The sequence below is a fragment of the Sorangium sp. So ce1504 genome (genome assembly GCF_051521635.1).
Lineage (GTDB): Bacteria > Myxococcota_A > Polyangia > Polyangiales > Polyangiaceae > Sorangium > Sorangium cellulosum_B.
The window spans coordinates 2,631,814-2,658,069 of record NZ_CP150365.1 but is presented as its reverse complement, the minus strand read 5'-3'; the positions used below and the strand labels follow the sequence as shown (position 1 = coordinate 2,658,069).

The following is a 26,256-nucleotide window of genomic DNA, read 5'->3' as shown; positions in this document are numbered from 1 at the left end:
ACACCCACGAGGCCAAAGCACTCATGAGAACCTGACCGAATTACTGGACAACTATCTTGACACCCACCGCTCCCGCCTTCCCTCCCTCATGCTGGATGAGCTGGTGGTGTCGGTGTTCATCGCGCCCCGCGTCGGGCCGGTGAAGATCGCGGCCACGTGATCGCCAGCGTTCACCGTTCACCGCCGGCACCTACGCCGATCTGGGCCGCGCTCGCCTCCGCGGCGCAGACGTTGCGCCCGCCGAAAAATCGAAGGCCCGAGGGCTGCCACCTTCGAGCCTTCTGGAGCTCCGCCTTACAGGTGAGGATTCGCGGAAGGGGCGGTGACGAGTCAGGCCACGGGTGTCGGGGCCGTTGATCGGGCGTCGCTCGTCACGGAGGATGCGTATTGTTGAGGAGCGGTTCCGCGTGGTCGTCTCTCGGACTCGCGCTTTCAGCGGTAGACGTCGTGCAAAGTAGGCGCCTTTGCGGCTCACGGTGGGTCGATCTCCGGATAGAACGGTTCCCGGCCGTACGAGCGCTCGCAGGACTCGTAGCCCCGACGGGCGTCTTCGTCGCTCTCATCGAGGTAGGTCCGGCGCATCTCGGGAGAAATGCAGTCGCTCGCGGCGGCGCGAAGCGCCTGCCGAAGCGCGTCGGCAGAGATGGCCCACACCCGCGCCGTCTTGTCCGACGTGGTGACCACGCGCTGGCCGTCGGCGCTGAACGCCGCGGAGAGAAGCGAGCCCTCATGGCCACGGAGCACGATGGGCGTGCCGCTGCCATCCGCGTTCCACACACGCGCTGTCCTGTCATGCGAGGCCGTCACCACCCGCTGCCCGTCGGCGCTGAACGCCGCGAAGCTGACCCCTGCCTCGTGGCCCCGGAGCACGACGGGCGCGCCGCTGCCATCTGCGTTCCACACACGCGCCGTCTTGTCGTGCGAGGCCGTCACCACCCGCTGCCCATCAACGCTGAACGCCGCGGAGAGCAGCGAGCTCTCATGGCCCCGGAGCACGACAGGCATGCCGCTGCCATCCGCGTTCCATACCCGCGCCGTCCTGTCGTGCGAGGCCGTGACCACCCGCTGCCCGTCGGCGCTGAGGGCCGCGGACCAGACCGGGGCCTCGTGCCCCCGGAGCACGACGGGCACGCCGCTGCCGTCTGCGTTCCACACACGCGCCGTCCTGTCGTGCGAGATGGTGATCACCCGCTGCCCGTCGGCGCTGAACGCTGCGGATCTGACCCAGTCCTCGTGTCCCCGGAGCACGACGGGCGCGCCGCTGCCGTCTGCGTTCCACACACGCGCCGTCCTGTCGTTCGAGGCCGTGACCACCCGCTGCCCGTCGGCGCTGAACGCCGCGAAACCGACCCCTGCCTCGTGGCCCCGGAGCACGACGGGCACGCCGCTGCCGTCCGCGCTCCACACACGCGCCGTCTTGTCGTGCGAGGCCGTGACCACCCGCCGCCCATCGGCGCTGAACGCCGCCGACCAGACCGGGGCCTCATGGCCCTGGAGCACGACGGGCCTGCTGCTGCCGTCCGCGCTCCACACACGCGCCATCTTGTCGTTCGAGGCCGTGACCACCCGCTGCCCGTCAACGCTGAACGCCGCCGACCAGACCGGGGCCTCGTGGCCCCGGAGCACGACAGGCATGCTGCTGCCGTCCGCGCTCCACACACGCACCGTCGTGTCGTTCGAGGCCGTGACCACGCGCCGCCCGTCAGGGCTGAACGCCGCGGAGCTCACGTCGCCCTCGTGGCCACGGAGCACGATGGGCACGCCGCTGCCGTCCGCGTTCCACACCCGCGCCGTCCTGTCGAACCCGGTGGTGACTACCCGCTGCCCATCTGCGCTGAACGCCGCGTACCCAACGCCTACCTCATGGCCGCGGAGCACGACAGGCGCGCCTCCGTCCTCCGCGTGGTCGTGGTCGCAACCGGTTTGCGCGTGCTCGGACTCATCCGCGTGAACAGGGCCATTCCGGGCACTCCCGGCGTTCCACACCCGCGCCGTCTTGTCGTTCGAGGCCGTGACCACACGCTGCCCGTCAGCGCTGAACTCCGCAGAGCTCACCTCGCCTTCGTGGCCCCGGAGCACCACCGGCGCTCCACTGCCATTGCCATCCGCGTTCCACACCCGCGCCGTCTTGTCGTTCGAGGCCGTGACCACACGCTGCCCGTCAGCACTGAACTCCGCGGAGATCACCGCAGCCGCGTGGCCCCGGAGCACCACGGCCGTGCCGCTGCCATCCGCGTTCCACACCCGCGCCGTCTTGTCGTGGGAGGCCGTGACCACACGCTGCCCATCCGCGCTGAACGCCGCGGAGCTCACCTCGCCTTCGTGGCCCCGGAGCACCACGGCCGTGCCGCTGCCATCCGCGTTCCACACCCGCGCCGTGTTGTCGTGGGAGGCCGTGACCACACGCTGCCCATCCGCGCTGAACGCCGCGAACACAACCGCGCCCTTATGGCCCCCGAGCACCACGGCCGCGCCGCTGCCATCCGCGCTCCACACCCGCGCCGTCCCGTCGCCCGAGGCCGTGACCACGCGCTGCCCGTCGGCGCTGAACGCCGCGAACATGACGGCGCCCTCGTGGCCCCGGAGCACCACGGTCGTGCCGCTGCCGTCCGCGTTCCACACCCGCGCCGTTTTGTCGCTCGAGGCCGAGACGATGCGCTTCCCATCGGGGCTGAAGTCAGCACGCAGCACGTCGCCCCGATGGCCGCGCATCGTGAGCATCGAAGGAGCCGAGGCCAGCACATCACGTGTCAGCTCGGTCCAGCCACGTACGTTTTCCGCGTCTCTCACCTCGAGCAGCAGCTGCACCGCTGACTCTGGCCGATTTCGCGCCAGCAGCTCACGAGCGCCGGCCATCAGCGAGGATGCTCGCATCAGCGCCGCCTGGGTCGCCGCCTCCCGCTGCGCCTCCTCCGCCCTCCGCGCGGCAGCCTCCGCATTCCGTGCCGCGCCCCGCTGCTCCAGCGCCCGGACGACGATGACCGCCACCACCACGGCCACCGCGGCGGCAACGGCCGCACTCGCCACCAGCCTCCGTCGCGCCGCACGCTCCCGGGCCGCCCGCCGCTCGTCTTCCTCTCCCTGCTTCAACTTCGCCCGCTCCCGGTCCCGCCTTCGCTCGCCTCGAGCGCGACGGTAGCAGGCCGCAACCCGGTACGTGCCCCGGTCCCGCCACCCCGGGAGCGCCCCACGCTCCGCCGGGCAGGGTTCCCGCCCTCCTGCGCACGCACCGCTCTGGGACCGGGAGGGGGATCGAGACGGCCGGCGCCGGCGAGCCGGACGATGCTGCGAAAGCGCGGACACTCCATGTGGCTCGGCGCGGTACACGCCGCCGCGTGGCGCAGGCCGTCGCGCAGCGCGACCAGGCGCTGGATGGTCCGGTCCAGCTCCTCGGCCTTGGCCGTCAGCCGCTCTCGCTCGATGCGCGGCCGGCCGTCGGACGAGAACATCCGGGCGATCTCGTCCAGCGAGAACCCCGCCACCTGGCCGAGCGCGATCAGCGCCAGGCGCTCCAGCACCCCGGGATCGAACAGGCGCCGCAAGCCCCGCCGCCCGGTGGACGCGATCAGCCCCTTCTCCTCGTAAAACCGCAGGGTGGAGGCGGGCACGCCGGAGCGCCGGGCCACCTCCGCGATGTCCAGCCGTTTCACGCTTGACCTCAAGTTGACTTGAACTTGCAGACTACGGCACATGAGTTCCGACTGCAAACCGAAGGAGACTCCGATGTCCGAAGCCCATCCGCCGAATCGCGACCAGGCCACGCTGTGGAACGAGGCCAGCGGGCGCACCTGGGTGGAATTGCAGGAAGTGCTCGACGGCATGCTGGCGCCGCTCGCGACGCCGCTCATCGACGAGGGCTTCCCCGGCGACGGCGGGCGCGTCCTCGACGTCGGCTGCGGCGCGGGCGCCACGTCCCTCGCGATGGCCCGGCGCCTCGGGCCAGCGGGCCTCTGCCTCGGCGTGGATATCTCCGGGCCGCTCGTGGCGGCCGCCAGGGCACGCGCCGCCGCCGAGGGGCTGGCGTCCGCCGCGTTCGTCCAGGCGGACGCGCAGACCCATGCGTTCGAGCAGGCCACGTTCGACGCGGTGATCTCGCGCTTCGGCGTGATGTTCTTCGACGATCCCGCGGCGGCGTTCGCCAACATCCGGCGCGCCGCCCGGCGCAAGGCGAAGCTCTCGTTCGTGGCATGGCGCAGCGCGGACGAGAATCCGTTCATGACCGAGGCCGCGCGCGCTGCGGCCCCGCTCCTGCCGAGCTTGCGCGTCCCGGACCCCGACGCACCCGGCCCGTTCGCCTTCGCGGACAGAGAGCGGGTGCAGCGGATCCTGGACGCGAGCGGCTGGACCGACGTCGACATTCGCCCGATCGACGTGCCGAGCGGCGTCGCGGAGAAGGACCTGCTCGCCTACGTCACCAGGCTCGGACCGGTGGGTCAGGCGCTGCGGGACGCGGACGAGCCGACGCGCGCCCGGACGGCCCAGGCGGTTCGCGCTGCCTTCGACGCGTACGTTCAGGAGGGCGCGGCCCGCTTCACCGCGGCCTGCTGGCTCGTGAGCGCGCGCGCCTAGAGAAATCCTGCCAGAGCAGCCGGTCGATGACGAGCCGTCGCCCGGCGCGCCGTGCCCGGCGACGGGCCGAGACCGACATGCCGCGCGTCGCGAGGCGGCGGGCCGCACCTCAACCAAGATCGCCGGTGAAGCGGATCGGCACGCGAAACGCCGCGAACATGGCCTTCACGTGCCTGGGCGAGAAGAGCGCGCCGAGCGTCGTGTCCTCGACCCCGCGGCGCTGCACCAGCTCGTGGAGCTCGAGCAGCGAGTACGCGCAGAAGAGCTCGAGGCGCTTTCCGATGTGCTTCAGGATTCTGCCGCGGTTCCTGTAATACGGCGCGTAGTCGCCCTTGTACCGAAGATCGAGCGCTTCGATGCGGACCTCGTACTGCACGTAGGAGCGCTCCCCGAGCGCGCGATTGCAGAGGAGCTCGGCTTCGACGTGCGCGCCGGTGTCGTCCACCACGACGCCAGGCCCATCCCCGAAGACCCAGAGCCCGTCGAAATGGGGCGCTTCGGCCTCTCGCGGCTCCTCGTGCGTCTTCGGGTGTCCGGGCGACACGGAGAAGCACGCACGAAACTCGTCGCGTATCTCGGCGCTGCGCGCGCAGAGCGCCTCCATCTGCCGCTCTTTCGGAACCGAAAACAGCTTGGCCGTTTTGCCCATGAGCAGTGCTCCTCAGAGATGTCTCGCCCGCAGCCCGAGAGTGCCCGATTCAGAACCTCCCATTCTACCCGATCGCAGAGGGCTGCGAGCGCCGAGCCAACGCGTCCCTGGCCGCTCCTCGTCCAGGCTACGGGCGGATCAGGTCACCGCGCCGCGCCAGTGGAATTCCGGCTTGTCCCAGGCGCCGCTCTCCAGAAGGTCGCGCAGCGCTTCCACCGCATCCCAGACGTCGACGAAGCGGGTATACAGCGGGGTGAAGCCGAAGCGCATGATGCGCGGCTCCCGGTAGTCGCCGATCACGCCACGGGCGATCAGCGCCTGCATCACCGCGTAGCCCTGCGGGTGCTCGAAGCTGACCTGGCTGCCGCGGCGGGCGGCGTCGCGCGGGGTGACCAGGGTGAGCGGATGCTGGCCGCAGCGGGCTTCCACCAGCTGGATGAACAGCTCCGTCAGCGCCAGCGACTTGGCGCGCAGCGCGGCCATGTCGGTATGGCGGAAGATGGCAAGCCCGCACTCCACCAGCGAAAGCGCCGTGATCGGCTGGGTGCCGCACAGGAAGCGGCCGATGTCGTCGGCGGGGGTGTAGGCGGATTCCATCGCGAACTGCCGGGCATGGCCGAACCAGCCGGACAGCGGCTGCCCGAAGCGGCTCTGATGACGCGGCGCCACCCACAGGAAGGCCGGCGCGCCGGGTCCGCCGTTCAGGTACTTGTAGGTGCAGCCGACGGCGAAGTCGGCGCGGGCGCCGTGGAGGTCCACCGGCACGGCGCCCGCGGAATGCGCCAGGTCCCACACGGTCAGCGCGCCGGCTGCGTGCGCGAGCGCCGTGACGGCGGCCATGTCGTGCATGTAGCCGGACTTGTAGTTGACGTGGGTGAGCATCAGCACCGCCACGTCGCCGCTGATCGCCTGCGGCAATTCCTTGGGCGAGTCGATCAGGCGTAACTCGTAGGCTGCGCCGCCCATCTTCAGCAGCTCGGTCAGGCCCTCGGCGATGTACAGGTCGGTGGGGAAATTGTCGCGTTCCGACACGAGCACCCGGCGCTCGGGCGCGGTGCTCTGCTGATGGCGCAGGGCGGTGGCCAGCACCTTGAACAGGTTGATGGACGTGGTGTCGGTGACCACCACTTCGCCGCTGCCGGCGCCGATCAGCGGCGCCAGGAGGTCGCCCAGGCGGCGGGACAGGTGCACCCAGCCGGCCGTGTTCCAGCTACGGATCAAGCCGTCGCCCCATTCCGCTTCGATCACTTCCCTGACACGGGCCAGCGACGCCTTGGGGAGGGCGCCCAGCGAGTTGCCGTCCAGGTAGATCACATCGCCCGGTAGCGCGAACTCGTCGCGCAGGTGGCGCAGCGGGTCGCTTGCATCGCGGGCAAGGCAGGTGTCGCGGGTGGTTTGCAGGCTCATGTCAGGCGTCCTTCGGTTCCGCGGGGCAGGGTGCGTAGCACGGCACGGACCGGACTGGCGCCCAGGTGGCCAGTTGGAGCGGCAGGGCGATCCGTCCGTGGTCGCGAAACTACCGTTCGCCGAGGCGGGCGGCGAGCGCCTCGGCGAGCGCGGGGAGCCGCGCCGGCGGCGACGCCGAGGCCGCCGGTCGTCGCTCATCCAAGGTCAGGTAAAGCACATCGACATCCTCGTTGGTCAGGCCGATGCAGCCGTCGGTGGGCCCCCAGAGCTTCTGAAGACCGGCGGCGTTGGCGAGGCGGATCCAGGCGCGCGCCAGGCCGGCGAGGCGGGGGTCGCTGCCGTGGATGCCGATCGCGCCTCCCGGCTTCTCGATGCCCTTCGCGCGGGCGCGATTCAGGTCATCCACGTTCGGGTACGAGACGCCGAGGAAACGATAGAACCGCTTGCTCTCGCGCTTGCCCGTACGGGAGCAGCGCGACCACGGCCGCGCGCCCGCACGTGAACGAGCTGGTAACGGCGCGCTCACCTCGTCCGCTTCAGCGCCGCCTTGAGCACGTGCTCCGCGATGAGGTAGCCGAACCCCTCGCCCTCGATGCGCCGGATCAGCTGGTCGCGCGTGGTCCGGAGCGCCGACGCCGTGGCGTTCAGGTTCCACCCGTGCGCCGCGAGCTGCTGGAGGAGCCGGGCGCGCCTCACCTGCCCCGCCGCGAGCCGGTACGTCTTCGCGTACTCCAGCGTGCCGTCCTCGCGCACGATCGCCTCGCCGATGTGGTTGTCCAGCGACGGATCGAGCTCGGTCATGAACCGCTGCAGCGAGAACGGCCCCGCCCGGTACACGCGCTCCGCCGCGATCGGCCGGCCGAGGAGCCCCGCGGCCGTGTCCACGTGCAGCGCGCCGGCCTCCGCCCGCGCCCTGCCGAGCGCGGCCCGCAGGTCGTCGAGCGAGCCGATCTGCGCGGCGTCGAAGGTGTGCTCGAGCGCCTGGCTGTCGCCGTTGTGGCGGGCCGCGTAGAGCAGCGTCTGCTCGTAGAAGTCCTCGATCAGCGTGCGGTGCAGCGCGCGGTAGTCGTCGGGGTGCGACACAACGAACACCGACGCGAGCAGCTCGCCGACGAAGAGCAGGACGCCGCACTGGCCCTCGTGGATCTCGAAGACGCGCAGCGCGTCCTCCAGGCTCGGGATCGCCCGGCCGGAGAGCGATACCTCGGTGCGCGGGTCGAGGCCGCGGGAGATCGCCCGCCGCGAGTACTCGGACCAGGCGATCTCGGGGGCGTTGAAGTGCAGCGCGAGGAAGCCCTCCATCGCGAGGTGCAACGGCAACAGGCGCAGGCGGTTCCGCTCGGCCGGGTCCTCGCCGCGCGCCTCGCGCCGGGCCATGCGGTGGAGCAGCTGGACGCCGCAGCCCCACCTGCTGAGCGGGTTTCGGACCTCCGGCCCCGCGAGCGCCGCGCCGTAGGACGCGACCGGCGAGCCGTCCTCGGTCCACCCGATCACGAGCGCGTGCGGCACGTAGGAGCAGTAGGCCGTGCCGTCGCCGAGATCGACGATCGACCAGGCGTCCTCGTGTCTGCGGCCGGCGATGCGCAGGTCGTCCCGCGGCGCGTCCCGGAGGAGCGGGACCAGGCGCACGCCCGCGAAGACCTGGGCGTGGGTTGCGGTGAGGCCCCGGAGCGAGAGCGATCGGAGCAGGGCCGGCGCCTTGGCCATCAGGGCACCTCGAGCGCCGCGGCGGGCGCCTCTTCTGCGGGCTCGGCGGCTGCTGCCGGCTCCACGGCGTCTGCCGGCTCCACGGCGTCTGCCGGCTCCACCTCGTCTGCCGGCCCCGCATCCGCAGCTGGCTCCGCGGCGCCCGGCGTCCGGGCGTGCCGCGAGAGAAGCGTGGCCGCGCGCTGCGCGAGGTAGCGCTCGAGCTCCGCGAGCGGCGCCGTGCCCTCGGCAAAGCGGGCGAAACCGAGGACCGTCGGCAGGTCCTCGGCGTCGCGCAGGCCGACCGTCGGGATCGACGGGCCGAGCGCGCGGGGCGCGTAGCGCTCGCTGTCGAACACGGGGTTGATGTGGACGATCGACGTGCGCTGCCCCGGATCGAGCCGCGCCCGGAAGCAGCGGGCGACCTCGGCGGCGGCGCCGGGCGGGTCGTTCTCGAAGCCGTCCGAGAGGACGACCACGACGTCGGGTCGCCAGGCGAGCGCGTCGAGCAGCGGCGTCGCGAGATCGGTCTGGCCGCGCGCGCCGACGAGGATCTCGTCGGGCGTGGGCGCGGTCCAGAAGGCGCGGTACTCGCGGGCGGCGGCGCGGAGCAGGTAGCTCACGCCGAGCGCGACGGCGAGCGGGCGGCGGCGCTTCTCGCTCGATCCGGACGCCGAGTAGCTCCGGTCGAGCACGGCGGCGACGCGCCCGAGCGCGGCTGGGCTCTTCCTGAGCGCGCGGGCGGCGCCGCGCTCGAGCGCCGCGTGGAGCTCGTCGCGGCGCTCGCGCCGGACCTTCTCGGGCAGCGAGAGCGCATAGAGCGCGACGCGCGTGAGCGGGGCGCGGCCGAGGTCGACGGCGAGGTCGACGTCCTCGCGCCCGGCGGCGCGCTGGAGCCGGAGGCGCTCGCCCTCGGTCATGCGCGGCGCGGCGCGGCGCAGGAGCTCTTCGCGAGAGACGCCGCGGGCCGCGGCGAGCCCCTCGGCGACGGTCAGCGGCAGGTCGAAGATCGCCTCTTTCGCGTAACGCGCCTGCCGCGCGCGCTCGAGGAGCGGCGTCTCGAACGGCGCGCGACGCCCGGGCTCGAACAGGAAGGGCCCGACCTCGCCGGGGAGCTGGAGGTGGGCGTGCACCGCGAGCGCGCGGAGGTGGGCGCGGTACTTGACGGCGTCGAACGCCGGGTCGGGCCGGCCGGCGAGGTAGCCGCGGATGACGGCGCGCGCGCGGCGGTTGTTCACGCGGCGCTCCCGGAGCTCGCGCAGCGCCCGGAGCGCGCGCTGCGGCGGGAGCTCCCGGAGGGCCGCCGCGATGAGCGAGCCCTCCTCGCCCCGGTCGGGAGCGGGCGTCTCGGCGCCGGTCGCGAGGAGGTTCACGGCGATGCGCGCCTGGTTGAAGTGGTTGATGCCGGCGGCGAGCGTGCGCGCGTAGAGGCGGCGGTAATTGCCGAGGATGTACTCGTGGAGGAACTCGATGGAGACCGCCTGGCCTCCGGAGGTGCCATAGAACTCGGCCTGCCCGGTGCACGCGAAGCAGGCGTTGATGAACATGACGAGGTCCTCGCGCTCGACGCGCTCGGTGTGAAAGCGTGCGGGGGGCGCGGTGGGGGCGAGGGGCATGGCAAAGAGCCGCCCGGGGAATGGTGGGGCGATCAACCTACGACAGTTTCCAGACTGGGATCGGAAATCGCCCCGAAGTCCCACGGGCGGCAACCGGCAGCATACACCTGAAGGGGCACCTCGAAGGACAAGATCCCCCTTGACGACAAGATCATCGCTGGCAGCGCTGAACGTCTCCACCCTGCCTGCCATGTCTTCGTCCCCCGCTCCGAATTCAGTCAGGGCAAGGGTGGCGAACAACGGACAGACATCCACCTCACGAAGCAGGCCCTCATCGCCTGGGAGGGCACGAAGCCTGTGGTTGCGACCTTGATGTCCCGCGGACTCCTTGTCGCTTGATCGCTTTCCCCGAGGGAGGCAACGCGGCGTGTGGGGCGCGAGCCGCCCCTGGCACGCGTGCCCGCACGGAGAAGTTCTTGGTACAGCGTCACTTTTCCAGGAGGAGGCGAATCGAAGATTTCCTGTGTCAACAGGCACGTGCGGCGTGGCTGTACGATGAGAACGTTCACACGGGGCGCTTGACATTCGGATCGCATTTGGATTCTCTAGCCCTTCGGATCGAGTTTGGATTTCCTCGCCCTGTTGCTCCTCGGAACGCCTGAGGCGTAGTTTTGCATGCCAGCTGCTGGGTGGTGCGCGACCCGTGCGTCGGCACGTGCCGCTTGCTTGGGACACCACGGTGACAATGCCAAATGCGCCAAAGCGCTTGTAGCGCGGTCCATGGAACTAGCGCGGGCCATGGAACTCGAGTTTGAGTTTTACCCACGTTGGAGGTCCCCATGCCCTTGAAGAACTGGCCTGCTGTCCTTTCGCTCTCCGTCATCTCTGTCCTCCCCGCCGCGGTGTATGCCAGCGACCCCGCTGATCTTCCCCTTCCGCCCAGGGGCTTCGATGCCAGGGACGCCAACATTCCCCATGGGAAGGTGGACGTCTCCGTCAGCTATCCGACCCGAAACTACGGAATGCGGAAGGTGACGGTCTATATGCCGCCGGGGTATTCGACGAGCCAGAAATATCCTGTCGTTTACCTGCATCACGGGATCGGCGGCAATGAGGTCTCCTGGATCGGCCAGGGGAGCAACGAAGGCAATGCCGACAATATCATGGACTATCTGTACTCGAAGCAGATGGCCAAACCCATGATCGTCGTGATGCCCAGCGGCAAGATGGACGGAGCGGACGATTTCGCGCGCTTCGCAAACTTCGGGGACGTCCTGCTCAACGACCTGATCCCCTGGGTCGAGAAGACTTATTCCGCTGCCACCGATGCCGATTTGCGGGCCATCTCCGGCCTGTCAATGGGCGGGGGGCAGACCTTCAACTTCGGGTTCCCCAATACCGATGTCTTCCATTACATCGGACCGTATTCGGCTGCGCCCAATACCCAGCAGCCAAGTCAGACCATCAAGGATGTGGCTGCGGTCAAGAACAACGTGAAGCTCATCTTCATCTCTTGCGGCAGCACAGACGGCCTGATCGGCAATAGCAGAAACTATCACGACTTCCTGGATCAGAACAACATCGACCATATTTACCAGATCGAGCCGAACGAAGGCCATACCAAGACCGTCTGGAACCGCAGCTTTTACAACTTCGCCCAACGCATTTTCCTCGACGGGGGCGCGACGGGCGCCGGTGGGGCGGGCGGGGCCGGTGGGGCCGGTGGGGCGGGTGAGACCGCGGGCAACGGCGGTAGCGCAGGGGACGGAAGCGGAAACGGCGGTAGCGCAGGGGACGGGAGCGGAAGCGGCGCAGGCGCAGGGGACGGAAGCGGAAACGGCGGGGGCGTGCCCGGTGGTGCCGTCACGACAGGCAGTTCTGCGACGACTGGCGGGCAGGTTTCGAGCAGCGCGAGCGGCGGCACCGACGAGGATACGCCCGTGACGGAGGACTCTGGCTGCAGCGTCTCGGTCCCCGGGTCCGAACCCGGAACGCCGCCTTGGCGCTTCGGGATCCATCTTGCGGCGATCGGAGCCATGCTCTTCGGAGCGCGAGCAAGACGGAATCGCGGCTGAGCGGCCGAGCGTCGCTCGAGCTCGCACAGCGTAGAAGACGGCGGATAGGGGAGGTAGCCGACTTCGTCGATGCAGGATGGCGAGCACCTCCCGAAGCCAGGGCTTGTCGGCGAGTGGCTGGAGCGCCCGCGCGATGCGGCGCGCGGAGCCAGTTTCCGACGTCGGTGTGAGACCATCGGAAGCGCGCCCACATGATACCCTCGCGCTGGCCAGTGCGCGGTCGGGGCTCCCTCTCTCTGCTCGCAGCATTCCTCCTCCACGCGGGCGGCGTCGTCGCGGCTCGTGTGCTCGTGCCCGAGAGCCTCGATGTGCCGGCACGGGCCGGCGCGGGCGACCAGCGCGATTCGCTCCTGGAGCTGGCCCCCGACGTCGTGCTGGACGAACCCAGGACGCCGGAAGCCCGGGCGGCGGAGCCCCGCCAGGGCCTCGCCCTGGCAAGGGGCGTCGATCCCGGCTTCTCGCGTGCCGCGCCGAGAGAGCGGGGCAGAGCGCTGCCCGAGGCGCCTCCTGCACGAGCATCCCGCTCCGGCGCGGCGACCCACGATCACGCGCCGCCGGACGCGGCTCACGCGCTGCCGGACGCCGCCCACGCGCCGCCGGACGCTGCGCACGCGCCGCCGGATGCTGCACACGCGCCGCCGGACGCCGCCCACACGCCCCCGGGCGCGCCCGACTCGCCTCCCCCCGCCGCGGCACCTCCAGGCCTGGGCGGCGCGCCCATCTGGGTATTGCCAGGTGTCTTGCCGGTGGAGCCCCCAGCGCGTTCCCGTGCTCCCGAGCGCCCCCTCGCCCCGGTGCGCGCCGTCCCGGAGCGCCCCGCGCGGAGCGCCGCGGACAAGGACGGGCGAGGGCCGGTCCTGGTCTTCCCCGCGGCGGGCGTGCTCGCCTCGGCCGTCGCGGAAGAGGTGTCGTCGTCCGTCGTGCCGCCGGACTCCGAGAGCTCGTTCGAGCTCACGCTGGACGCGAAGGGCCGGCTGGTCTCGGTGCGCTTCCTCCAGGCGAACACGGGGAACGGCGACGACTTCCGGCGCGTCGCCCAGGCCGTGTCGAAGCGCTTCTCCGGGCGAGCGCTGGCGATGAACGGCGATTTTGCCGCCGGGAGCAAGGTGACCGTCCACGTGACCAGCCGGGTCGTCATGCCGGATGGGACGTCGCACGGGACCCCGACGCCGACGAAGAAACCTGGAGACGGAAGGTCGATCATCCGCGAAGAGTCGCTGGACGATCGCTTCAGGTCGCCTCATCTCGCGCCGTCGCCCGGCGTGAAGCTGCCCAAGCTGACGTTTCTCTTCGATCTCGCGAACATCGGCGCGCAGCGCCGGAGGGTCGTCAGCACGCGGGTCGAAGCGGTGCCTGCCGCGCTGCCCTAGCGCGAGCAGGCCTCTACTCCGGCCAGACCTCGATCCAGACGAACAGCACCTGCCCGGCGGCCTGGTTCTCGACCGCCACCGGATAGACCGTGCGCGCTCGGAGCGCCTCGACGAGGTGACCGTGGTGGATCGCGAATCGCCCGATGAAGTCGTCGTTCACGAGATCCCTGTCGATGAGCTCACCGCTCAGGTGGACATCCGGCGTGAGCGGCACGCGGTACCAGGTGGGCGGGCCTTTCCAACCCGGCGTGCAGGTGTCGCGTTGCCCCGGGCGATCGAGCGCGCGCCTCCCGAGCGACCGGCCGCCCGCGAACAGCTCCGCCGAGCCGAAGGGCTCCGGCGGCTCGGTCCCCGCCCCTGCCGCCTCCGCCGCGAAGCCGGCCACGCTGGCGGCCGCCGCGACAGGGTGCTTCGTGCGGAGCAGGCCGCCGATGGCGGTGAGCGCCTCCGCCGGGACCGCGCCCATGCCGTCCCACTGACGGCCGTCCGCCTTGGCCGGGCTGACGACGGCGCCGTCGATGGAGATGCGGACATGCGCCGGCAGCGGCGGCGCCGCCGGCTTGCACGCCGCGCAGCCAAGGGCGATCCCGCACAGCGCGGCCGCTCCGAGAGGACGTGACGCCATGCCTCGAGAACCTATCCCGGCGGCCGCGCCGCACCAACACCGAAGCGCGCGCGGGGGCGCGGCCGGGTGCGCTGGTCGCGCCGCGGCATCTCGCGGCGAGCCTGCATCCTCCTGAACCGGCGACGTGGCGCGCCCCTGCAATCACGACGCCCTGGGCTTGCCGCATCGACGGGCGCCCCCGCGGACCGTATGCTGTTCGAGCTCACGGAGGCGTTGATGCAAGCCCAATGCGTCAGAATACCGTTGTTCGCCGGAAAGACCCAGCGCTTCGTCGACTGGATGCGGGAAGCAAAGAGCAGGAAGCGAGAGATGCTGGAGTCGATGAGCATCGAGGGCGTTTGCGCGGAAGCCATCTTCCTCGAGGGGGGCGAGACCGAGGACTCGATCGTATTCTATATGCGCGCACACGACCTGGCTCGCGCACAGCAGGCATTTGCGTCGTCGGATCTCGCGATCGACAAGGCCACCAGGGACATCATCGCGGAGTGTTGGGACGTCGCACGCGCCCGACCTCTCGACGTATTGCTCGAGCTCGAAGCCCCCGAAGGGTCGGGGCCCGGCTCTTCATAACCGGCTTCTGGAGAGAGGGAGCCTCGGCGCGGTCTGGACGTCAACCGCGCTGGAGCCGGAGGAGGCGCTCCAGCGCCTCGACATCAGCGCGATCCTGAGGTCGATCTGCGGCGCGGGCGGCCATGCACGCCGACGGCGTAGGCCCCGATCACCAAGAACTTCGCGTCAGCGGCGCACAGGGCGGAAATCAGATCGAGGAAGTCTTCGTTCATGGGCGGATCCCGGGAAGGCCAGCTCGAACAGCTCCTGACTCAGCTTCCAGGTGACCTCGGCACGCTGGTGGATGGGGATGGAGCTCCAGAAGAGGGCGTCCGCTTCCGCTTGCGCCTCGTCCTCTCCTGGTCGAAAGACCCGCATCATCCAGCCCGCGCGAGCCAACCGCCGCGCTTCCGCAGCCTCATCACCTGCGCTCATGGCCACACTGTACCATGCCGCTTGGCGGAGCCGATGGACAGGCCAGCGCAGCTGCGACCGCATCGACCCGGCGGACGTCCACAGCGCCGTCCACGCAGCTTCCGCCCGATGGACACGGCCCTCTTCCGCACAGCATCTGGGTGCCGCCCGGCGCAAGCGCGGCTCACCCGCGGGTCATCCGCGCGATCGCCTCCGCCAGCGCGCCGTCGTCCGCGCCCTCCGCGTCGCCCGAGAGCGCCTCCTCCGCGGCGGCGAGCGCCGCGTCGCGGAGGCGGTAGAGCTCGGGCTCGGGGATGCGCTCGCGCGCGGCGAGGACGCCCGGCGGAACGCCGCGCAGCATCTCCAGGACCAGGCCGAGGCGGCGGCGGGCCTCGGGCGGCGGCGGCGCGCCGAGGCCGAGCCGCCGCCGCGTGGCCCGCGGCGCTTCGGCGAGGCGGCGCGCGGCAGCCTCTGCGACCTCCGCGGCGAGCGCGTTGTACGCCGGCGGCGACGGGAGCCGCGCCTCCGTCCAGACGAGCAGCCGCACGAACTCGCGCGCCCCCTCGAACGCCCGCCGCCCGTGCAGCATGCGCCGGTTGTCGACGACCAGGATGTCCGCCGGGCCGAGCGACAGCTCGATCACCTCGCGTCGCGACGCCTCGACGAACCGCGCGAGGCGCGCGGCGATCGCGTCCCCCGGCGGCACGACCGGCGCGTGCGTGAGCGCGAGCGCGCCGCCGCGGAGCGACACCGTGGGCCCGAAGAAGTCGCCGAAGACGAACGGGATGCGCCTGTACACCGTGAAGAGCGCGCGGAAGAGCCCGGGATCGGCGCGCTCGATCGCCGAGAGCAGCGGCCAGCCGTCGAGCAGGAGGCAGCAGCCGCCGCGCTCCGCCGGCCTGACGCAGGCCATGATCTGCACCGCCGGGGGCGCGCCCGCGAAGCACTGGCTGTCGGTGTGGAGCGGCGCCGCCGCGGAGCTCGCGGCGAACGACCTGCCGCCCGGCACGGCCTTGATCGGCTGCCGCTCCACAAGGAGCGGCCTCGCCCCGAGGAGCCGCTCGGCGAAGCTCCACGGCGCCCGCGCGGCCTCCTCCGGCGCCAGCGCCGCGTCGCCGCGGAGGACCGAGAAGCCGCGCGCCGCGAGCTCGTCGAAGAGCCTCGCCGGACCGCCCTCCGGCCCGGGCCAGATCCATCGCTCGCTCATGGGCGCGCTCCGCGAGGGGGCTCGAAGGGCAAATTCATACCATCTATCCAGCACAACCAGGCCCGCTGGCGGCGCCGTCCACCCCGCTCACGCATCGAGGAAGCGGGCCTCCCGGAAGCCGGCCCGGAGCAGGTCGCGCGGGATGGGCACGATCCGGAGCAACGGCGCGCCCTCGGGCACCTCGATCGGCGCCCCGAGCCGGCGCACGTGGAACACCGCCGGGGTCGCGAAGAAGGCGTCGGTGGCGACCACGCCGCGCATCACGTCGTAACCGTCGCCGTGGACGCCGTCGAGCAGGCTCGACCAGCCCGGCGGCGTCCGGGTGAAGGCCCACGGCTTCACGAAGAAGTGCGGCTCGCCCGGCGGATGCGGCGTGAAGTACTTCGTCAGGTACCAGAGCGCCCCGCGGTTCGCGGCGAGGAAATCGTCGCCGAAGGTCTGCGCGAACGCGCGCTCCACCGCGGCCGCCCCGTCGGCGAGGCGCGGCGCCTCCGGCGCGACCGCGAGCGTGTGCCCGTCGAACGTCGCGCGGAACGGGACGGCGTTCCTCACCACGATCGACGCGAGCCGCCGAGCACCCCCGCGCCAGGGGACCGGATCCGGCCCGGCCGCGGTCGTGACCTCGGTCACCTCGGTGATCTCCGGCGCCGCCGGCCCGGCGACGACCAGCCGCACGCGCGCCGGCCCTGCGCTCCCCTCGCTCGTGCTCTCCCCGCCCGCGCTCCCCTCGCCCGCGCTCCCCTCGCCCGCTCTCGCGTTCCGCCCACCCGCCGTGCCCCCGACGAGCCGCCGGTACTTGCGGGTCACCTGGCCCTTCTTCACCGCGAAGTACTTCGCGTCGTAGAACGCCGCGTGCGCCCGCCCCACCTCGGGCGCGTCCGCGAGCGCGCACGCCTCGATCTGCACGTCGGGGAGCACGGGCGCGATGCAGCCGATCTCCCCCTCGATCTGCAGGCGCTGCGGGGCCTCGTCGCGGACGCGCAGCTCGACCACCAGCGGGACGAACGCGCCGTCGTCGGCGAGGTACGCCTCGCTCACCTCGATCAGCGCGTTCCGGCGGTTGGCTGCCCCCGCGACGCGCAGCCACAGGCCCGGGTCGGGGCGCACCAGGAGCCCGGTCCACAGGCGCAGGCGGGGCGGCCCCAGCCCCTTCCGGCACGTCCAGGCGAGGCCGCCGCGCAGCGCCCGGTGCCATGCCCCTTCCGGCGCCAGGAAGCCCTGCGAGACAAGCCGCGTCAGCGCGGCGCGGTGGGCGCGGGCGAGCGCCTCGCGGTGCTCGCCCGCCGGCTCGGCGCGGAGCGACCCAAGGCGCCGCCGCACCTCGATCGGCCGCGCCAGCGTGATCTGGAGCCCGAACGCGTTGCCCTCGAGCAGCGGCACGCACGCCTTCGCCACCCGGAGCGGCACCGCGCCGTCGAGATCGCCGGTGCGCCGGGTGAGCCGGCACAGGCCGAGGGCGTCGAGCACCTCGAAGCGGGCGTCACCCGCCGCAGCCACCACCACCGCCGCAGCCGCCTCCACCGCCGCAGCCGCCGCCGCCCCCGCAGCTCGACGAGCTGCAGCTCGATCCGCCGGACGAGCCGCCCCCCGTCGAGACCGGGGGGGGCGGGGTCATCGCGTAGACCATCGGCCCGAAGAGCGGCGACATCGCGAGCGCCGCCGTGCCGCTCGCGGCGACCGTCAAGCCGATGTCCACCGCCTCCCGGCGGCGGCCGCTCGCGACGTCGGAGCGGAGCGAGACGGTCGAGTCGTCGAGCCACCTCAGGTAGTCCGACTTCATGGTGCTGTAGGCGCTCGCGGTCCGCGCCACGATCCACGTGGCGACGAGCAGCGCGATCATCTCCACCACAAGGAACGAGTAGGGCCGGTCGAGCTCCTCCGCGCGGATGGCGCGGATCAGCCCCACGCCGAGCAGGCCGACGCCGACCGCCCACACCACGGCCGAGAGGGCCGTCATCGTCCCCCGCGGGCGCAGCATCCCCGCGGCGGCGAGCTCGCCGCGGAGCTCCTGCTCGAAGCGGGCCGCGATCTGGTCGGCGGAGGCGCGCACCTGATCGAGCGAGAGCGTCACCGTCTGCTGGCCGTGCGCGCCCCTCGACGAGAGCGAGCTGAAGAACGACGCGAGCACCCGGTCCGGCGGGGGCGAGCCGACCACGAGGTGGAGCGCCTGCGGCGCGTCCTTCGCGTCCCCCGCGGGGACGAGCCAGCCCGCGCCCATCGCGACCGCGATCAGCGTGGCGGCGACGCCCTTGTTCCCGTCGCGGAGGTACGCGATCGCCCAGTACTCGTCCGGCTGCGGGATCCAGCCCGCCGAGAGCCGCTGCCGCCACGCCGGTGAGCGGTACGACGCGCCCCCCGCGGGGACGCTCGCCTGCCCCGCTCGATCCAGGGAGGCGCCGACGGCGCTGCGCACCAGGATGGCGACGACGAGGCCAGAGACCGAGAGCGCCAGATAGAAGAGCAGGAACGCCGGCCCGGACGCCATGTTGAACGGGAAGAAGTCGAAGATCTCGTGGATCATCGCGCCGCCTCCGGGTGCTCCAGCCGGTCGACGTCGTCGACGGCGCGCGCGAGCAGCTCCGCCAGCGCCGCGTAGGCCGGGCCCGGCGCCTCGTGGACGCGCTTCAGCGGGGCCACGTCGACGCCGAGGAGCTTGCCCGCTCCCGCGAGCACCGCGCCCAGATCGTCGCCGCCCTCGATCCCGTGCAGGCCGAGCAGGGCGTGGAGCGGGCCGCGGATCTGCTTCACCTTGCGGGAGACCGCGCCCTTCAAGGCGTCGTCCGCGCCCATCCCGTCCACCACCGCGCGCCGGAGGCGGATCTGCGCCTCGCGCAGCTCCTGCTCGACGCGCAGGCGGCGGTTCTTGCCGTCGATCACGAGCGCCGAGAACGGGTCGCGGCCGGAGAGGAGCACGTGGCACCGGCGGATGTCGTCGTAGAGCAGCGGGAACACGTCCGCGGCCCGCGGGATCTCGGCGGCGGTGAGGATCATCGCCTCGATGCGGGCCGCGTAGCGCGCGATCTGGAGCGCGTTGGCGATCGCGTCGAGGCTCTGGCGGGAGGCCTCCTCGAGCACCACCATCAGATCGACGTCGCTCTGCCCGTCGCGGTAGCCGCCCCGCGCCGCGCTCCCATACACGAGCAGGCACGAAAGCTCGTCGCCGAGCGTCCGCTCCAGGCTCTCCTTGAGCTCGACGAGCCGCGCCTGCACCGGCGCCGGCAACCTGGAGACAGCGCTCCCCGTGGCGATGGATCCCTCGTTCATGGTCTACCTTCGCGGCTCGATGAGCCGGACCTCGGCGCTCGAGCCAATCCCCTTGATCGCCCAGACTACCCGACCTCCCGGCAGCCGCTCTCGCCGAATGAACGGCAGGAGCCTGGGCCTGACGCTCCCGTCGCCCGCGGGCCCGACGAAGCGGGCGCGGAGCAGCAGGCGGTCGACGATCGCCTCGGGCGCGAGCCGGGCGTCGTCCACCGCCGCCGCGGCGATGCGGAGCGCGTCGGCGACCGCCGTGAGGCTCGGGGCCCGCGGCGACGCCTCGACACACCGGGCTCCGAGGCGCGCGGCCGCCTCGCGGTGAGACGAGAGCCGCGGCAAGAGCGGGAGCGCGTCGTCGACACGCTTGCGCTGGAGGATCGCCCGCGACCGGGCGACGTCCTCGGCGTCGAACGGAGCCACGGCCTCCGGCGGCGGATCGACGGGTGAGGTGAGCAGCTCGGCCACGCGGGCCTGGACCTCGGCGAGCGCCGACGCCTCGAAGGGTGAAGCGTCAGGAGAAATTTGCAGCGAGATGGCGCGAGAGGCAGGCAACCCCGGTCGGGTCGGCGCCAACCTGGGTTCGGCCGGTGTGGGCCCGGCCAACCTGGGTCGGGTCGGCGCCAACCTGGGTTCGGCCGGTGTGGGCCCGGCCAACCTGGGTCGGGTCAACGTGGGTCGGGACGGCGCGGACCGGGCGATCGCCCTCGCGGTGGTGATCTCGGCCGCGAGCGCGGCAAAGGGCGGGAAGTCACCGTCGCGCTCGAGGAGGATCGGGAGCGGCCCGCTGCGAGCAACAACCTGGGCCAGCAGATCGAACACCGGCGCGGGGACCGGATGGGCATGCGTGTCGAAGTAGAAGCCGTGCTCCACGACGCCGCCGGCGATGTGGATCATCGCCACGCGCTCGAGCGGGTAGGAATCGACGAGCTCCCCGGGATCAACGCCGGCGTTGACGGCGTTCGCATAGACGTTGCCGACGTCGAGGAGCAGATCGCACCCGGTGCGGGCGACGACCTCGGCATAGAAGTCCCCCTCCCCGAGGGCGTCGCCCGGGAACCGCAGCGTGCACGCCGCGTTCTCGAGCAGCAGGGGGATGTCCGGGAGCGCCCGCCGGGCGGCGGCGACGTTCCGCGCGACGGCGCGCGCCGCCTCGAGCGTGTACGGCAGGGCGGTGAGGTGGCCGATCTCCCGGCCGCCGCCGCGCACGAACGCGACGTGCTCGCTCACGACCGGGGCCGAGAGCTCCCGGCAGAGCGCCCCGAGGCGCCGCGCGCGATCCATGTCGATGCCCGAGGCGCTGCCGAGCGAGAGCTTCACGCCGTGGGGCACCACCGGCCAGATGCGCGCGATGGCCGAGGCCTCGCGCCGCGCGGCCGGGCTCGCGAAGCAGGCCTCGGCGACGACCTCGACGAAGTCCACCGCGCCGGGCGCGGACAGCAGATCGGCGGCGAGCTCGGGGCGGAATCCAACGCCGACGGCGCCGGCGCCGGAGAAGGGCGAGCTGGGGGCGGGCACGAGCACGCGGGGACCTGCCTCAGTCTGCCCTCGCGGAGGGATCCGGAACAGAGGCCATCGGGCTCGGCTAGAAGTCGAGCTCACCCGAGATGAGAGAGGCAGCATCCATGCGCGTGGCGATCCTCGACGACTACCAGGGCGTGGCGCTCGGGATGGCCGACTGGCGAAGCCTCCACCCGGCGGCAGAGGTGCAGGCCTTCACCGACCACCTCGACGACCTCGAGGCCCTGGCCGCGCGGCTGCGCGCCTTTCAGGCCGTGGTGCTGATGCGCGAGCGCACGCCGTTCCCGCGCGCGCTGTTCGAGCGGCTGGACGACCTCCGGCTGCTGGTCACGGCGGGCATGCGCAACGCCTCGATCGACCTGGCGGCCGCGACCGAGCGCCGGGTCCAGATCTCGGGCACCGACATGCTGCCCTACCCGACGGCGGAGCTCACCTGGGGGCTCATCCTCGCGCTGTTCCGGCACATCCCGGCCGAGGACCGCGCCGCGCGAGAGGGCCGCTGGCAGACGACGCTCGGCCTCGGCCTCAAGGGCAAGACGCTCGGGCTCGTCGGGCTCGGCAAGCTCGGCGGTCAGGTCGCGCAGGTGGGCCGCGCCTTCGGCATGGAGGTGATCGCCTGGAGCCAGAACCTCACCGCCGAGCGCGCCGCCGAGGTGGGCGCCCGGCTCGTCCCGAAGGACGACCTCTTCGCCGGCGCGGATGTCGTCAGCGTCCACCTCGTGCTGAGCCCGCGCACCCGCGGGCTGGTGGGCGCGGCCGAGCTCGGGCGGATGAAGCCGACCGCGTTCCTCGTCAACACCTCGCGCGCCCCCCTCGTCGACGAGGCGGCGCTGCTCGCCGCCCTGCGCGCCCGGCGCATCGCCGGCGCGGCGCTCGACGTCTTCGAGCCCGAGCCGCTGCCCGCGGATCACCCGCTGCTCGCGCTCGACAACACGGTGATCACGCCGCACCTCGGCTATGTCACCGAGGAGGGCTATCGCCTGGTCTATGGCCAGGCGGTCGAGGACATCCGCGCCTTCCTCGATGGCAAGGTGCTGCGGCCCTTGAACCAGCTCCCTGTCGATCCGGCCCCGCTCGGATAGGCTCCGCCGCCGCGCCCCGCGCGTCAGAGGAACTGGCTGCTCCACTTGCGGAACGTCATGATGCCTTTCTCCCCGGCGCACAGCACGGGCTGAGCTCGGTAGATCTTGTTCTCCCAGATCGGGATGTCCTCCTCGACCTGCCGGCAGATCTCCGCCGCGAGGGCCTGGCCGAGGCGCTGCGCGCCGTCGTTGCGCAGCCAGAACGCGAAGCGGATGTCGACGAGCTCGTCGTCGATCGGGGTGACGGTGTTCACGAAGAGGAGCTCGACGATCCCGGTGAAGCGGATCGTCCCGTACCCCATGCCGTGGCCTTCCCATGTGATCGTGCCGTCGACCACCCGCCCTCCCGGGCCCTTCTGCTTCACCACCGACCGCGATCGGAGGATGTGGCCCTCGATCTCGATCTCGGTCCGGGGCGGCTCGAGCATGGCGTGCACGGCGACGAAGTGGGCCGGATCCACGATGTTCTCGAGGGTCTCCTGGACGTGCGTCCGGACCCTCCAGCGCTTGATCAGGCCCAGGGACCACTCCGTCGAGCGCGCCTCGGCGAGCGGCGGGATCTCGAAGGCGGCGGGCTCGCCGCCGAGCGCGTGGTGGACCAGGATCAGGCCGTCGAGCTCCCGTACCTCCCAGGCGCGGGTCCTCGCTTTCGGCGGGATCGTGTCCGCATAAGGGATGTGCACGCACTTCCCTTCGCCGGAGATCACCCATCCGTGGAACGGGCACCGGATGCCGCCCTGCTCGACGCGGCCCCCCACCCCGAGGTGCGCGCCCATGTGAGGGCAGTGGGCGTCGAGGACCCGGGCCTGTCCGTCCTGCGTCCGGAACAGCACCAGATCCTGCCCGAAGCAGCGGAGCGACACGGGCCCGCCCGTGGACAGCTCGTCCGAGGCGGCGACCTGGAACCAGCCTCGGGGGAAGGGCTGCAGAGGGATTCGAGCGCTCATGTGGGTCTCCTCGGCTCAGCGTCTGTCGGGGTCGCCCGCGCGCTCATGCAGCGCGGGGCGGAGGGGCTTCATCGTGCCGGTGATCGCGGCATGAGCTCGTCACTCTACCAGCAAACCTCGCAGGCGTGAGTGCGCCGAGGCACTGGCACGCTCCCGCGCCGCGCGCTGCGCGCCTGGCGAGCGGCCGTGCTCCGGCGGACACTGCGGCTCTCCGCCGCGTGCCCGCCGGCCGCCCGGAGGCGAGCTGCTGCGCATCACGGGCGAGCTGCGCTCGCGCCGGAAACTGCCGAGCGCAGTACGCGGATGGCCCCCATGCTCGGCGCACGGTAGGCTCGTGGGCGTGTCAGGAGCGCGTTGGGCTCGCCGCGCGAGGAGGGCGACGCAGGCCGTCGTCGCGGCGACGGGGCTCGCGCTGCTCGCGCTGCGCTACGTGATCCCCGCCCTGATGATGCAGGCGCATCCCATCGGGTCGACGCCGTCGCCCTACGGATATGTCGAGTACGTGCCGCCGGAGCCGGGGCCGCGCCCGCTCCTGCTCGTGCTGCACGGCGGGAGCAGCCGCGGTGACGGTAGGCACCCGCGCGCCATCATCCACCGCCTGCCGCCGCTCCGTTATCTGGCGCGCGCGCGCCTGTTCGGCACATCGTCCCCGCTCGTCGACGCCGGCGTGCTGATCGCCGCGCCGCAGTCGCCCGGCGAATGGGACCCGGCGACGATCGATGCCTTCCTCGACTACCTGCTCTCAACGCACGAGATCGATCGCGACCGCATCTATGTCACCGGTCCGAGCATGGGTGGATGCGGAACCTGGCGTTACGCCGCTGTCCATCCGGAGCGGCTGGCGGCGGCGCTGCCCATCTGCGGCGCTTGCCCGCAGACGGGTGAGCTCGCGGCGGGTCTGCGCACGCTGCCGGTCCGCGCGTTCCACGCCTTCGACGACGAGGTCGTGCCGAACACCATGTCCGCGACCTGGGTGTCCGCCATCGCCGCGCTGCGGGGTACCCGGAGCGGCAATCCGATGCTGAGCTATCCGCCGGGGTCCGATTCGACCGCGGTGTTCTATGGCGGCGGGGTCGTCTGGCGTCCCGGCACCGGCGCGTCCGCGGACGAGGCGCTCACGCTCACGGAGTTCGCGCGCGGCGGGCACGCCGTGTTCGTCGACGTCTACGCCGAGGACGCGACCTGGCGCTGGCTGTTTGCGCAGCGCCGCGGCGCTCGTGCGCAATGAACGCGCCTGTCAGCGCCCCGCCGAGAGCTGCTCCAGCCCCTCTTCCACGCCGATGATGGGCGCATACCCGAGCTCGGCGCGGGCGCGGTCGGTCTTCACCGTCACCGAATGCGACATCATGGCGACGGCGAAGCGGGTCATCGGCGGCGCCCGCCGGACGCCGAGGAGGCGCCACGCGCCCTCGATCGCGGCGGCGAGCGGGAGGACGACGACGCTCGGGACGCTGCGCCCGGGCAGCGCCACCCCTTGCGTCCGCGCCAGCGCCGTCAGGAAATCGCGAAACGTGCGCGTGCCGTCGTCGGCGACGAAGTAGGCGCGCCCGCCCTGGCCGCGCTCCAGGGCGAGCAGCAGCGCGTGCACGAGGTTCGCGACGTGCGTCGTCGACGTGCGCGCGCCGCCGCCGTCGAGCCACGCGAAGCTCCCCTCCCGCGCCATGCGCAGCACGATGGGCAGCACCGTCGCATCCCTTGGACCCCAGACGAGGCGCGGGCGAATGGAGACGGTGGTCATGCCGCCGGGTTCGTTCGCGGCGAGCACGCGCCGCTCCGCCTCTGCCTTCGTCTCCGAGTACAGGAAGCGTTGCCTCTCGGGATAAGGGTGCGTCTCGTCGATATCGATGAGATCGTGGCCATCGAAGAGCGCCGCCTCGGTGCCGACGTGGACGAACCGGCGCACACCGGCGGCGCGCGCCGCGTCGAGCACCCGCGCCGTCCCCTCCACGTTGTCCTCCCAGAACTGCGCGCGCGTCCCCCACTCCTCGACATACGCGGCGCAGTGCACCGCGGCCTCGGTGCCCGCGAGGTCCTCGCCCTTCAGCGTCCCGAGGTCGGCAGCGACCGGCGCCGCGCCGTAACGTCGCACGACATCGGCGCTCCTCGGCGAGCGCGCCAGTGCGCTCACCTCGTGACCGGCGCGCACGAGCCCCTCGAGGAGATGGCCTCCGATGAACCCCGAGCCCCCTGTAACGAAGACCTTCATGGCCGCCACGATGCCCGCGCTCTCACCGGATGTCCAACGCGGCCAGCGGCGAGGCCGGGACGGGCGCAGCGGTCGCGTCGGCTCACCTCTCGCTTCCACCAAGCAAAGCGACCACGACTGCCCGCAAGCGAGCGATCTCGCCCTGAAGCGCGTCATTTTCCCGCCGCAGACGCGCCTCCGCCTCTCGTGACCGCGAGAGGTCGGCTTTCTGCTGCTGAAGGACGTGGTGCAACTGGCGCCGCTCGACGAGCAGCGGGCGGTTCAGATGAAGACGCTGGATGTGAAACCAGCCGCGAAGCGTCAGCCCGATCAGCCGACCGTGGACCGTCTCCTCGACGTGCGCGTCGAGACCGTCACGCTGAGGGCGAAGAAGGCGCAAGCTGTCAGATGCATCGTGTGCGGGGGCATAATCGCCCTTGAACCGATTGCACGCGGTGCAAGCGTAGACGAGGTTCTCGATGTCGTCGGAACCACCCGCAGCAAGCGGGTAGAAGTGATCAATCTCCAGCTCGCCTCCCACCGACGTTTCGGAAACGCCGCAGTAACCACACCGTCCACCGAAGGTGGCCCGCACGATTGCGCGCGCTTCAGTCGAGACGGCCATTCATGCAGCGGGAAGCGGCCCACCCGCGACGCGGGCAAGTCCGTCGAGGATGGACGCGCGACGCCGGTCGAACTCTTCGAGGAACCTGCGCGTGTCGGTCACGAGGGCCTGTTGCTGTGCCATGAGCTGGGCCAGTTGCTCGTTCTCGCCCTCGACGCTGGCCAGCTCGACCGCCAGCTCGCCGGCCTCGGCACGCAACCGAGCCATCTCCGGAGCAAGCACCGCCGCCTCCTCCGCCTCGATCCGCGCGATCAGCGCCGCGAGCTCCTCCTGCTCGGGCTGTGTCAGCGTGCCGGAAAGCTCCCTGTCGCGGAGGCGGTCGAGCCTGCTCTGGTCATCCTCGGTCCAGCTCATGGCAGCCACCCTACCCATACCAGGCTGAGAGCGCAGGGGCAACGGCAGGCGCTCGCGACGTGTGGCGACGCGGATGGCACAGCCGCCGTCATCTCCTGTCTGACAGCACGCGCATGCAGGCTGACAGCACACGCACGTGAACCCCTGCGCCGACTCGTTGGTCGCGAGCCACTTATCGTC

The 26,256-nt window shown here is 71.8% G+C and carries 22 protein-coding genes and 2 pseudogenes; 6 read left to right on the top strand and 18 right to left on the bottom strand.

Annotated features, from left to right (window positions below):
* Window positions 1–471: 471 nt before the first annotated feature.
* Together WMF39_RS10285 and WMF39_RS10280 are read right to left on the bottom strand one after the other, a co-directional pair.
* A pseudogene (locus WMF39_RS10285) lies at window positions 472–2,721 on the bottom strand (WD40 repeat domain-containing protein); the annotation flags it as partial.
* Window positions 2,722–3,254: 533 nt separating this feature from the next.
* Window positions 3,255–3,650, bottom strand: a pseudogene (locus tag WMF39_RS10280) (helix-turn-helix domain-containing protein); the annotation flags it as partial.
* A 73-nt stretch (window positions 3,651–3,723) separates the two neighbouring features.
* Between WMF39_RS10280 and WMF39_RS10275 the strand changes: the two are divergent.
* Window positions 3,724–4,569, top strand: a complete 846-nt coding sequence (locus tag WMF39_RS10275) for a class I SAM-dependent methyltransferase (RefSeq protein WP_437745358.1) — start codon at window positions 3,724–3,726, stop codon at window positions 4,567–4,569.
* Between the two features lie 109 nt (window positions 4,570–4,678).
* Here the strand turns inward: WMF39_RS10275 and WMF39_RS10270 are convergent, their stop codons facing one another.
* The 5 genes from WMF39_RS10270 to WMF39_RS10250 all read right to left on the bottom strand — a co-directional run bounded on the left by WMF39_RS10270 (window position 4,679) and on the right by WMF39_RS10250 (window position 9,927).
* Complete coding sequence (locus tag WMF39_RS10270; protein ID WP_437745357.1) at window positions 4,679–5,218, bottom strand: hypothetical protein; 540 nt, start codon at window positions 5,216–5,218, stop codon at window positions 4,679–4,681.
* Between the two features lie 138 nt (window positions 5,219–5,356).
* Window positions 5,357–6,619 carry a kynureninase gene (gene kynU, locus WMF39_RS10265; protein ID WP_437747961.1) on the bottom strand — a complete coding sequence of 421 codons (1,263 nt, stop codon included), beginning with the start codon at window positions 6,617–6,619 and terminating at the stop codon, window positions 5,357–5,359.
* 115 nt (window positions 6,620–6,734) lie between these two features.
* Complete coding sequence (locus WMF39_RS10260) at window positions 6,735–7,031, bottom strand: hypothetical protein (RefSeq protein ID WP_437745356.1); 297 nt, start codon at window positions 7,029–7,031, stop codon at window positions 6,735–6,737.
* 116 nt (window positions 7,032–7,147) lie between these two features.
* Window positions 7,148–8,332 (bottom strand): ARPP-2 domain-containing protein, encoded by a 1,185-nt coding sequence (locus WMF39_RS10255; RefSeq protein ID WP_437745355.1) that lies wholly within the window; start codon window positions 8,330–8,332, stop codon window positions 7,148–7,150.
* Complete coding sequence (locus WMF39_RS10250; RefSeq protein WP_437745354.1) at window positions 8,332–9,927, bottom strand: hypothetical protein; 1,596 nt, start codon at window positions 9,925–9,927, stop codon at window positions 8,332–8,334. The genes WMF39_RS10255 and WMF39_RS10250 overlap by 1 nt, the downstream gene beginning before the upstream one ends.
* A gap of 779 nt (window positions 9,928–10,706) precedes the next feature.
* On the opposite strand from WMF39_RS10250, the gene WMF39_RS10245 reads away from it, so the two are divergent.
* Together WMF39_RS10245 and WMF39_RS10240 are read left to right on the top strand one after the other, a co-directional pair.
* Complete coding sequence (locus WMF39_RS10245; protein ID WP_437745353.1) at window positions 10,707–11,942, top strand: alpha/beta hydrolase; 1,236 nt, start codon at window positions 10,707–10,709, stop codon at window positions 11,940–11,942.
* Window positions 11,943–12,232: 290 nt separating this feature from the next.
* Window positions 12,233–13,312, top strand: coding sequence for a hypothetical protein (locus tag WMF39_RS10240; protein ID WP_437745352.1), 1,080 nt, complete (start codon window positions 12,233–12,235; stop codon window positions 13,310–13,312).
* Between the two features lie 13 nt (window positions 13,313–13,325).
* Here the strand turns inward: WMF39_RS10240 and WMF39_RS10235 are convergent, their stop codons facing one another.
* Window positions 13,326–13,937: a hypothetical protein gene (locus tag WMF39_RS10235; RefSeq protein ID WP_437745351.1), complete on the bottom strand. Its 612-nt coding sequence runs from the start codon at window positions 13,935–13,937 to the stop codon at window positions 13,326–13,328.
* Between the two features lie 189 nt (window positions 13,938–14,126).
* Here WMF39_RS10235 and WMF39_RS10230 point away from each other — a divergent pair, with 189 nt between their 5' ends.
* The gene (locus tag WMF39_RS10230) at window positions 14,127–14,507 is read left to right on the top strand and encodes a DUF6176 family protein (RefSeq protein WP_437745350.1); all 381 of its coding nucleotides are present in this window, start codon (window positions 14,127–14,129) and stop codon (window positions 14,505–14,507) included.
* Between the two features lie 83 nt (window positions 14,508–14,590).
* Here WMF39_RS10230 and WMF39_RS10225 read toward each other — a convergent pair whose 3' ends face one another.
* From WMF39_RS10225 to WMF39_RS10200, 6 genes are all read right to left on the bottom strand, one after another.
* Entirely contained in the window at window positions 14,591–14,719 is a 129-nt protein-coding gene (locus WMF39_RS10225; RefSeq protein WP_437745349.1) for a hypothetical protein, read from the bottom strand.
* Between the two features lie 365 nt (window positions 14,720–15,084).
* Window positions 15,085–16,107: a TauD/TfdA family dioxygenase gene (locus WMF39_RS10220; RefSeq protein WP_437745348.1), complete on the bottom strand. Its 1,023-nt coding sequence runs from the start codon at window positions 16,105–16,107 to the stop codon at window positions 15,085–15,087.
* 87 nt (window positions 16,108–16,194) lie between these two features.
* The gene (locus tag WMF39_RS10215) at window positions 16,195–17,628 is read right to left on the bottom strand and encodes a hypothetical protein (RefSeq protein WP_437745347.1); all 1,434 of its coding nucleotides are present in this window, start codon (window positions 17,626–17,628) and stop codon (window positions 16,195–16,197) included.
* A complete protein-coding gene (locus tag WMF39_RS10210; protein WP_437745346.1) occupies window positions 17,588–18,628 on the bottom strand; it encodes a hypothetical protein in 1,041 nt (346 codons plus the stop codon). The genes WMF39_RS10215 and WMF39_RS10210 overlap by 41 nt, the downstream gene beginning before the upstream one ends.
* The gene (locus WMF39_RS10205) at window positions 18,625–19,371 is read right to left on the bottom strand and encodes a nucleotidyltransferase domain-containing protein (protein WP_437745345.1); all 747 of its coding nucleotides are present in this window, start codon (window positions 19,369–19,371) and stop codon (window positions 18,625–18,627) included. The genes WMF39_RS10210 and WMF39_RS10205 overlap by 4 nt, the downstream gene beginning before the upstream one ends.
* Before the next feature lie 3 nt (window positions 19,372–19,374).
* Window positions 19,375–20,886 (bottom strand): multinuclear nonheme iron-dependent oxidase, encoded by a 1,512-nt coding sequence (locus WMF39_RS10200; protein WP_437745344.1) that lies wholly within the window; start codon window positions 20,884–20,886, stop codon window positions 19,375–19,377.
* Window positions 20,887–20,987: 101 nt separating this feature from the next.
* On the opposite strand from WMF39_RS10200, the gene WMF39_RS10195 reads away from it, so the two are divergent.
* The gene (locus WMF39_RS10195; protein ID WP_437745343.1) at window positions 20,988–21,965 is read left to right on the top strand and encodes a D-2-hydroxyacid dehydrogenase family protein; all 978 of its coding nucleotides are present in this window, start codon (window positions 20,988–20,990) and stop codon (window positions 21,963–21,965) included.
* A gap of 23 nt (window positions 21,966–21,988) precedes the next feature.
* Here the strand turns inward: WMF39_RS10195 and WMF39_RS10190 are convergent, their stop codons facing one another.
* Window positions 21,989–22,912, bottom strand: coding sequence for a Rieske 2Fe-2S domain-containing protein (locus tag WMF39_RS10190; protein ID WP_437745342.1), 924 nt, complete (start codon window positions 22,910–22,912; stop codon window positions 21,989–21,991).
* A 340-nt stretch (window positions 22,913–23,252) separates the two neighbouring features.
* Here WMF39_RS10190 and WMF39_RS10185 point away from each other — a divergent pair, with 340 nt between their 5' ends.
* Window positions 23,253–24,140, top strand: coding sequence for a hypothetical protein (locus WMF39_RS10185; protein WP_437745341.1), 888 nt, complete (start codon window positions 23,253–23,255; stop codon window positions 24,138–24,140).
* Between the two features lie 9 nt (window positions 24,141–24,149).
* Here the strand turns inward: WMF39_RS10185 and WMF39_RS10180 are convergent, their stop codons facing one another.
* The 3 genes from WMF39_RS10180 to WMF39_RS10170 form a co-directional block, all read right to left on the bottom strand.
* Window positions 24,150–25,118: an NAD-dependent epimerase/dehydratase family protein gene (locus WMF39_RS10180; protein WP_437745340.1), complete on the bottom strand. Its 969-nt coding sequence runs from the start codon at window positions 25,116–25,118 to the stop codon at window positions 24,150–24,152.
* A gap of 82 nt (window positions 25,119–25,200) precedes the next feature.
* Window positions 25,201–25,722, bottom strand: a complete 522-nt coding sequence (locus WMF39_RS10175; RefSeq protein ID WP_437745339.1) for an HNH endonuclease — start codon at window positions 25,720–25,722, stop codon at window positions 25,201–25,203.
* Window positions 25,723–26,076, bottom strand: a complete 354-nt coding sequence (locus tag WMF39_RS10170) for a hypothetical protein (protein ID WP_437745338.1) — start codon at window positions 26,074–26,076, stop codon at window positions 25,723–25,725.
* Window positions 26,077–26,256 lie beyond the last annotated feature (180 nt).

What these genes read in the sequence shown, in the direction of transcription:
- WMF39_RS10220 (WP_437745348.1), bottom strand. Translation starts at nt 16,107, where the DNA reads ATGAGCGAGCGATGGATCTGGCCCGGGCCGGAGGGCGGTCCGGCGAGG.
- WMF39_RS10235 (WP_437745351.1), bottom strand. Translation starts at nt 13,937, where the DNA reads ATGGCGTCACGTCCTCTCGGAGCGGCCGCGCTGTGCGGGATCGCCCTT.
- WMF39_RS10230 (WP_437745350.1), top strand. Translation starts at nt 14,127, where the DNA reads ATGCTGTTCGAGCTCACGGAGGCGTTGATGCAAGCCCAATGCGTCAGA.
- WMF39_RS10175 (WP_437745339.1), bottom strand. Translation starts at nt 25,722, where the DNA reads ATGGCCGTCTCGACTGAAGCGCGCGCAATCGTGCGGGCCACCTTCGGT.
- WMF39_RS10210 (WP_437745346.1), bottom strand. Translation starts at nt 18,628, where the DNA reads ATGATCCACGAGATCTTCGACTTCTTCCCGTTCAACATGGCGTCCGGG.
- WMF39_RS10190 (WP_437745342.1), bottom strand. Translation starts at nt 22,912, where the DNA reads ATGAGCGCTCGAATCCCTCTGCAGCCCTTCCCCCGAGGCTGGTTCCAG.
- WMF39_RS10195 (WP_437745343.1), top strand. Translation starts at nt 20,988, where the DNA reads ATGCGCGTGGCGATCCTCGACGACTACCAGGGCGTGGCGCTCGGGATG.
- WMF39_RS10170 (WP_437745338.1), bottom strand. Translation starts at nt 26,076, where the DNA reads ATGAGCTGGACCGAGGATGACCAGAGCAGGCTCGACCGCCTCCGCGAC.
- WMF39_RS10225 (WP_437745349.1), bottom strand. Translation starts at nt 14,719, where the DNA reads ATGAACGAAGACTTCCTCGATCTGATTTCCGCCCTGTGCGCCGCTGAC.
- WMF39_RS10245 (WP_437745353.1), top strand. Translation starts at nt 10,707, where the DNA reads ATGCCCTTGAAGAACTGGCCTGCTGTCCTTTCGCTCTCCGTCATCTCT.
- WMF39_RS10255 (WP_437745355.1), bottom strand. Translation starts at nt 8,332, where the DNA reads ATGGCCAAGGCGCCGGCCCTGCTCCGATCGCTCTCGCTCCGGGGCCTC.
- WMF39_RS10180 (WP_437745340.1), bottom strand. Translation starts at nt 25,118, where the DNA reads ATGAAGGTCTTCGTTACAGGGGGCTCGGGGTTCATCGGAGGCCATCTC.
- WMF39_RS10205 (WP_437745345.1), bottom strand. Translation starts at nt 19,371, where the DNA reads ATGAACGAGGGATCCATCGCCACGGGGAGCGCTGTCTCCAGGTTGCCG.
- WMF39_RS10270 (WP_437745357.1), bottom strand. Translation starts at nt 5,218, where the DNA reads ATGGGCAAAACGGCCAAGCTGTTTTCGGTTCCGAAAGAGCGGCAGATG.
- WMF39_RS10250 (WP_437745354.1), bottom strand. Translation starts at nt 9,927, where the DNA reads ATGCCCCTCGCCCCCACCGCGCCCCCCGCACGCTTTCACACCGAGCGC.
- WMF39_RS10275 (WP_437745358.1), top strand. Translation starts at nt 3,724, where the DNA reads ATGTCCGAAGCCCATCCGCCGAATCGCGACCAGGCCACGCTGTGGAAC.